Here is a 4,750-nt window from a genome sequence, read left to right as displayed (position 1 = left end):
GGTTCGGGTACGTCGGCGAGGTAGGCCGCAAGCGTGAACTTCACCGCGTCGTGGCGTGCCGGCGTCTTGCCCAGCCGGTAGGTCACCGGTGACCACCGCGGGGTGTGATCGTGATGACGGTCGACCCGTCGACCTTGTTCAGCACGTGGGTCTCGAGACCCATCCGCTGCGCCAGGCCACGCACGGTGAACACGAGCGCCTCGACCCGCTTGCGCAGGTTCCACCCAGCCACCACTTCGGACGGGAGCGCCTCCTGGTCGCCGAGGCCCTTCACGCTGCTACCCGCCGTTCGTGGACCTCGCCGGCCATGACAGTGAAGCGAATCGACCGCTTGCGCCCCTCGTCGATCAAGTCGGCGCGATCAATGCACGCGACGTCGTAGGAGCGCCCGCGCTCGGCGTCGGGGTTGCGTGTCGAGGCGAACGCGATCGATCCGCCCCCGATCACCTCGACCCTTGGGCTCGTCGACCGACGTATGCGGACCACCTGCGACGCACGCAGGTGGTCAAGGATCTCGTCGAGCGACCGTGCGGCAATCTCCAGCGTGGGCGCGAACCAGGCGACCCGCTTACCCGCGAGCGCTGCCTCGGTCGCACGCGCCTCCAGCTCGCGCATCACGAGATCGCCTTGACGATCGCGGCCGCGATGAACGGGACGAACGCGGGGTTGTGCCGGATGAGCAGGGCGCCGCGCTGGTAGTCGGTCATCCAGGCCGTCAGCGACTCGACGTCGACCCCGTTGGCGTCGAAGTGCTGTTCCATGATCGCCGCGTACTTCGCCGCCATCGCGCCATTGCCGACGAGCCGCTCGTGCTCGATCGTGCGGTGCGGTAGCTCGAATGTCGCGTCCATCAGCCAGTCGATGACGGCCTGTTCGCGCGCGGTCGGTTCGGCTGACGGGAGGATCGGCTGGAGTTCGGACATGGCTGGAGTCCTTCGGGCTGGGGCGGGGTGGTGCTCGCCGCGCACGCAGCAACACCCTCTCCCGGATGGAATCGGTGTCATGGGGTGCGCTTTGCCGGGGAGAACACGCGTGGTGATTCACGACGTTCACGTGCGCGGCGAAGTCTCAGAAACGACGAAACCCCGCTGGTTAGGCGGGGTTTCTGGGCATAGCGCTGCCCACTGAGATCGAAGTATATGCAGGTCAGGGCAGTTTGTCACACACCCGGCGCGTCGTGGTCACGATCGGCTCGGCGACGCGGTCCCTCACGACCGAGAACACGACCTCGAACGGGTGCATGAAGCGCGGCAACTCCTCGCCGTCCATCACGCCGCGGATGCCGCGTCCGACCATCCAGCCGACGGGAGTGAGCGCGAGGCCGATCGTTATCGCCAGAGCCAGCTGGCCGATCATCTGTCCGCCTGCGCCCGCTGCTGCGCCTGTGCCCAGTCCTCCAGGATCGCCCTGACGAGCTTCGAGGTTCCCATGCTCTGTGCCTGGGCCTGCTCGTCGAGGGCGCTCTTCAGCTCGGCCGGCACTCTCACATTCAGCACGGGCGAGTGGGTCGACCCGCCGGTCAGCGACTTCCCGCCGGGGACCAGGTGCTTCGTCCGGGCCTCGCGGCGCGCGCGGACCTCGGCGAGTGTCTCCTCGGCCAGCTCAGCCGCGCGCTCCTCGGTGAGGCGCTCGCCGTTGGTCAGGATGAACTCGGTCTCTTCGAGATCGATGTCGTCGACCTCGATCGGCTCCTTGCTGAAGTCGGGAACGTTCACCATCTCCATCACCTCTCTCACCAGTTCTTCCGGAATCGCGTCGGCATCGCGTGGATCACGACCCACCGGTCATCGTCGTCGAGATGCGGGGCGAGGATCAGCTCCAACTCGATCCCGCGATCGTCGATGCCGATGAAGTACACCCGCACGACGCCGTCGCGCTCGGAGATCTCCAGCGGCATCCCCGCGTTGCGGAGGGCTGCGACGATGCGGCCTTTCGAGGCCCGTCGCCGGGCTGCTGCTGTGAGTGAGATCCGCGCCATGCATCTAGTATGTCATACATGCTCGTTAGATGTCAACGACTATGTGTGACATACACGTACTACCGTACGCCGTTCCGTGGGGTAAGACCATCGGTCAGTGGCAGACGGTGTACCCGAGCTTCTCGAACTCGGCCTCGACAGTCGATGGGGTGAAAACCGAACCGATGTGAATCCACATCAGCTCGTCATTCGCCTCTCCGCGTAGTAGTACGCCCCGCTCCGACGAGCCGAGGATGTCGACGAGCCCGCTCCGCCACTCGACCCCGATCACGAACGAGAATCCGCGCATCGGCGGTGACACGTGGTAGCACTTCGCGCTCGCATCGGCCCGGGGGAGTTCGGGCCACACGGCGGGGATCTCGAGTAGCTGTGCCGTGTTCACGCGCTCGCCCCTACCTCGTCGGCGGCCATCAGTCCGCGGACCTCGGCCAGCTCGTAGACCGCGGGGTCGCCGCGCTGGATGAAGAAGTTCGTGATCCTGCCCTTGTGTTTCCAGCCGCGCGGCCGGATGCGACGCTCGCGCTTCCACGCGTAGAACTTGACGCGCGGGAGGTGCTCCCCCAGGTCGTCGAGCACGTTGAACAGCTCGGCCTCGGTCAGGAGGAAGTTGTCGGCGCGGGCGAAGATGTTCTGGCGCAGCACCGCGACGTCGTGGGTCGCGCGGCATCGCCAGCACTGGGCGTGCGGCTGCACCCGGTCGTGCTCGTCGTCCCACTCGGCCCAGATCGCCTGCTCGCACTTCTTCGGCTCACCGCGCGGAGTCGTGCCCGTGACGGTCGGGCATGGGCCGCAGAACACCAGCCGTCGGGGGTTGATCTCGCGCAGCATCTTTCGGACGGCGTTGTCGATCTCCTGGGCGCACAGCACCGCGTCTTCGGAGTTGGCGATCTCCAGATGGTGCCGCCGCAACCACCGCGCGAGGTCGCGCGTCGTGGGCACGTAGCCGGGTGTCATGCGCCAGCGGTCGCGGTGGTCGCGGACGTAGCGGCCTTCGCGCCAGCGGCCGAACTTCGGTAGCGGGCCGATGAAGTCGGCGGGCACCGCGTCGACGGGGAAGAACTCGACCCCGAGCTGGTCGCAGTAGTCGCGAACCCAGCGCATCACGACGGTGCGCAGTTCGTCGAAGTGGGCGGCCGCCCCGCGGTTGAACGGCACGGGTGACTCTTCGTCGTCGGGATTCGGGGGCGCCGGCCGGGGCGGCTGCGGCACCTGCGCGAGCGCTGTTTGCTTCAGGTGCGCCTCGGCGAGCCGGTCGGACAGCCATGGCACCATTTCGAGATTCGATTGCAGCTCGCGGATGCACTCGCGGCACAGGTGCACCTCGGATCGTCCACCACACTTCGTGCACTGCATCAGTCGATGTACTCCAGTTCGGAAGGTGCGGCGTAGAAGTGGTCACCGACCTGATTTCCGGGGTGGTCGTTCGGGTGCGTCAGCTCGACGACGTACATGCCTTGCCCGTAGAGCCCGTACAGATAGAGCGAGTCCTTGAAGTCCACGATCTTCCCCGCGTTGCCCGTAACGAAGTCGTCGATCGACGCGTCCGTCGCGAGGTTGCGGGCCACCACCACACGGCCCCCGAGGTGAAAGCGCCTGCTCGCCGAACTAGTTGTCGTCATCGTCGCCATCGCCTTCGAGTAGGTCGGCGATCGCGCGGAGGACCGCGAGCGCGTGGTCGCCGACGGCCTTCAGCCACCAGACGGGGAGATCGAGTCTCGCGCCACTGGTTTCGCCGTAGTCCACCTGGAAACTCCGCATGAACGGCTCGTCGACCACCTCAGCTGCTGTGAGTTCACTCGCCATCGTCTTCACCATCGCCTTCGAGTAGGGATTGGAGCGCGTCGGCGCACACTCCGTACGGTTCGCCGCCGGGTGTGGTCGCGAGGGTGCGCCACTGGCCGATCAGGCGGACGAGCTGGTCGACGAGCGCCCCGACGAGCGCGTCGGAATCGGGTGGCGGTCCGAGCGTGAGGGTTTCGGCCAGATGCTTCGCGAGCATGGGCTTGAGATCCATCACGCCGGAGCGGAGGAGCCGGTGCATCGGCCAGGCTTCGAGTGCCTCGCGGACGTTGTCGGTCACAACTCCTCCTCGGCGTAGATGAGACGGTCAGTGCCGGTGGGCCAGTCAGCGTGTGCCCCGTAGGCGTCGCGGCACGACGTGCACCGGTATGTGCCGTCGAGACGCTGCACCTTCTGGTGCTTCGCGCGCAGTGGTGCGGCCATCTCACGGGCAGCGCACAGTGCGACCAAGTCGCTGCTGTACCCCCACGAAGGACGGCGATCCATCGCACGTTGCGCTGCGGCGGCAGCGGGGTCGCGGCGTCGCTGCTCGGCGTCTCGGGTGGCCACCTTCTCCGGGGTGTCGTAGTCGCTCATCGGTTGTCCTCCGTATCGGGAGCAGGGGCGGGGTCCTCGTACTCGTCGAGTGAGTCGGCGAACGACGCGTTGAACTGCGACTCCGAGATAGGCCGCATCGGTGTGGTCCGGCTGACCGTGCACGCGCAATCGCGGTGTGAACACAGGTACGGCCCATCGAAAACGGCTGGGTCTGGGCGGTTGCTGTCGAGGTAGTGCCGGGATGCGAGGTGGTCGCACTCGGTGCACACGTAGGCGTACGGCATCACGAACCACCCCCGTCGGGAGCAGGGGCGGGGTGATCGGCTAGGAATCGCCGCAGTAACGCAACCTGCCACGGCACCATCTCGAAACCGGATTGGAGTGCCCGCAACGCGATTTCGTCGGCGCGGTCCCACTCGACGGTTTCATCTGCCA

At 66.7% G+C, this 4,750-nt stretch carries 12 protein-coding genes; all 12 read right to left on the bottom strand.

The window, feature by feature from the left end; genetic code table 11:
- Positions 1-82: 82 nt before the first annotated feature.
- Complete coding sequence (locus tag GS4_RS22855) at positions 83-274, bottom strand: hypothetical protein (RefSeq protein WP_007625065.1); 192 nt, start codon at positions 272-274, stop codon at positions 83-85.
- Entirely contained in the window at positions 271-618 is a 348-nt protein-coding gene (locus GS4_RS22850; protein WP_157226733.1) for a hypothetical protein, read from the bottom strand. Before GS4_RS22850 ends, GS4_RS22855 begins: the two co-directional genes overlap by 4 nt.
- A complete protein-coding gene (locus tag GS4_RS22845; RefSeq protein WP_007625061.1) occupies positions 615-923 on the bottom strand; it encodes a hypothetical protein in 309 nt (102 codons plus the stop codon). The genes GS4_RS22850 and GS4_RS22845 overlap by 4 nt, the downstream gene beginning before the upstream one ends.
- Before the next feature lie 223 nt (positions 924-1,146).
- Entirely contained in the window at positions 1,147-1,356 is a 210-nt protein-coding gene (locus GS4_RS22840; protein ID WP_007625059.1) for a hypothetical protein, read from the bottom strand.
- The gene (locus tag GS4_RS22835; RefSeq protein WP_040511599.1) at positions 1,353-1,718 is read right to left on the bottom strand and encodes a ribbon-helix-helix protein, CopG family; all 366 of its coding nucleotides are present in this window, start codon (positions 1,716-1,718) and stop codon (positions 1,353-1,355) included. The genes GS4_RS22840 and GS4_RS22835 overlap by 4 nt, the downstream gene beginning before the upstream one ends.
- A 14-nt stretch (positions 1,719-1,732) precedes the next feature.
- Positions 1,733-1,978 carry a hypothetical protein gene (locus GS4_RS22830; protein WP_007625056.1) on the bottom strand — a complete coding sequence of 82 codons (246 nt, stop codon included), beginning with the start codon at positions 1,976-1,978 and terminating at the stop codon, positions 1,733-1,735.
- 94 nt (positions 1,979-2,072) lie between these two features.
- The gene (locus GS4_RS22825) at positions 2,073-2,360 is read right to left on the bottom strand and encodes a hypothetical protein (protein WP_040511596.1); all 288 of its coding nucleotides are present in this window, start codon (positions 2,358-2,360) and stop codon (positions 2,073-2,075) included.
- A complete protein-coding gene (locus GS4_RS22820; RefSeq protein ID WP_157226732.1) occupies positions 2,357-3,250 on the bottom strand; it encodes a hypothetical protein in 894 nt (297 codons plus the stop codon). Before GS4_RS22820 ends, GS4_RS22825 begins: the two co-directional genes overlap by 4 nt.
- 80 nt (positions 3,251-3,330) lie before the next feature.
- Positions 3,331-3,597: a hypothetical protein gene (locus GS4_RS22815; RefSeq protein WP_157226731.1), complete on the bottom strand. Its 267-nt coding sequence runs from the start codon at positions 3,595-3,597 to the stop codon at positions 3,331-3,333.
- Positions 3,584-3,781 (bottom strand): hypothetical protein, encoded by a 198-nt coding sequence (locus GS4_RS22810; RefSeq protein WP_007625049.1) that lies wholly within the window; start codon positions 3,779-3,781, stop codon positions 3,584-3,586. Before GS4_RS22810 ends, GS4_RS22815 begins: the two co-directional genes overlap by 14 nt.
- The gene (locus GS4_RS22805; RefSeq protein ID WP_007625045.1) at positions 3,771-4,058 is read right to left on the bottom strand and encodes a hypothetical protein; all 288 of its coding nucleotides are present in this window, start codon (positions 4,056-4,058) and stop codon (positions 3,771-3,773) included. The genes GS4_RS22810 and GS4_RS22805 overlap by 11 nt, the downstream gene beginning before the upstream one ends.
- The gene (locus GS4_RS22800; RefSeq protein ID WP_007625040.1) at positions 4,055-4,354 is read right to left on the bottom strand and encodes a hypothetical protein; all 300 of its coding nucleotides are present in this window, start codon (positions 4,352-4,354) and stop codon (positions 4,055-4,057) included. The genes GS4_RS22805 and GS4_RS22800 overlap by 4 nt, the downstream gene beginning before the upstream one ends.
- Between the last annotated feature and the right edge of the window lie 396 nt (positions 4,355-4,750).

Source organism: Gordonia soli NBRC 108243 (genome assembly GCF_000334455.1).
GTDB classification, from domain to species: Bacteria; Actinomycetota; Actinomycetes; order Mycobacteriales; family Mycobacteriaceae; genus Gordonia; species Gordonia soli.
This window is presented reverse-complemented; position numbering and strand designations above follow the sequence as displayed.